3 protein-coding genes are annotated in these 1,260 nt (G+C 66.0%); all 3 read right to left on the bottom strand.

Features of this window, described 5'->3' with window-relative positions:
* Positions 1-64: 64 nt before the first annotated feature.
* Complete coding sequence (locus tag ACFWFZ_RS34425; RefSeq protein ID WP_387127960.1) at positions 65-427, bottom strand: hypothetical protein; 363 nt, start codon at positions 425-427, stop codon at positions 65-67.
* A 73-nt stretch (positions 428-500) separates the two neighbouring features.
* Positions 501-1,028, bottom strand: a complete 528-nt coding sequence (locus ACFWFZ_RS34420) for a transposase (RefSeq protein ID WP_387127958.1) — start codon at positions 1,026-1,028, stop codon at positions 501-503.
* Positions 1,025-1,260: winged helix-turn-helix domain-containing protein (locus tag ACFWFZ_RS34415; protein ID WP_387127956.1), on the bottom strand; the 236-nt coding region annotated here is incomplete at its 5' end. The genes ACFWFZ_RS34420 and ACFWFZ_RS34415, both read right to left, overlap by 4 nt.

The raw sequence follows: 1,260 nt of genomic DNA, 5'->3' as shown, positions 1-1,260 counted from the left end.
TACTGAACTTGAACTCGTGATGTCGGTGGTGTCGCAGAGACCGCTGAACTCTGGCCGTTCGAGATCAAGAGCGTGTCTGCAGCCAGCGACGCGCGGCAGCCAGGGTCACCTCGACGTCGTCGCTCCAGGAACAGACTTCCAGCCACGACAGGTAGCCGCCTTGCGTGAAGACCAGGACCTCGCCGGGGCACTCGCCAGCCTCGGTGACGAGCTGCGCTTCGGCCGCCACGACAGTGCTGGGGCCGGTGGGTGCGGGCACCGCCTTGCTGGTGTCGAGTTCGAAATAGGCGGTTCCGCATCCGCATGTGCAGCGCCCTCGCACGCTGAGGTGCGGAACCTGCCTTCGGAGCGCGACATGAACCGGATTGTCCGTGGTCAGGACTGCCGCGAGCACGTCGGCTACGTCGGCAGGCAGGCTCTCGGTCATTCGGTCACCGTATCTGACCAGCAACTTTTGACCTGACCGTGCCGGCCAATCGCCGATCGGCCAGCCATTGCGTTCAGGCGTCCAGGGCCAGGCCGGTGCCGGCGAGGCAGCCGTTGATGACGTCTGGTCGGTACTGCACCATCTTGAGCTTGCGCTTGACGGCCCGGGTGATCTGGCCGAGGTCAGCTGCGGCAAGGTTTCCGATGTCGCGCTTGATCAGCGACCAGATGCCCTCCTGCGGGTTCAAGTCCGGCGTATAGCTCGGAAGTTGGAAGACGGTGAGCCAGTCCGCGTGGTCGGCGATGAACTGGCGCATCGGTTCGACCAGGTGCATGCGCAGGTTGTCCCACACGAGCACGATCGGGCCACCGAGCTGAATGTGTGCTCTGACCAGCAGGTCGCGCAGGTCGCGCCAGCCGATGCCCTTCGGCTCGCCCTTGCGGCCCCGGTACTCGCGGACCGAGTAGAACATCCTCGACCGTTTCCCCAGCTTGTAACAGGTCAGCCCGGCCATGGACACCCGGCCTGAGCCCCGGCCACGGACCCGGACCACAGGCGTTACGCCCTTGGGTCCCCAGCTTCTCGCGCGCGGCGGCCTCATCGACTGTCCGGCTTCGTCCTCGAAGACGATCCAGCCGTCACACGCCGCCGCGGTGCTCTTACCCGCGGCCAGGTCTCCCTCTTCCAGACCTCGACCGCCGCGTCGTCGCGCTCGATCGCCCGCCGGGCGGGCTGCTGCCAGGACCAGCCGTGCCGCTTCAGCAACAGCCATGTGCCTTCCACCGTGTAACTCACGCGAAACAGACGGCCGATCAACGTCTTGATCCGGGCAA

Origin of the sequence: Streptomyces sp. NPDC060232 (assembly GCF_042726555.1) — a bacterium.
Lineage (GTDB): Bacteria > Actinomycetota > Actinomycetes > Streptomycetales > Streptomycetaceae > Streptomyces.
The sequence above is the reverse complement of the archived record's forward strand: the minus strand, read 5'-3'. Positions and strand labels throughout refer to the sequence as shown.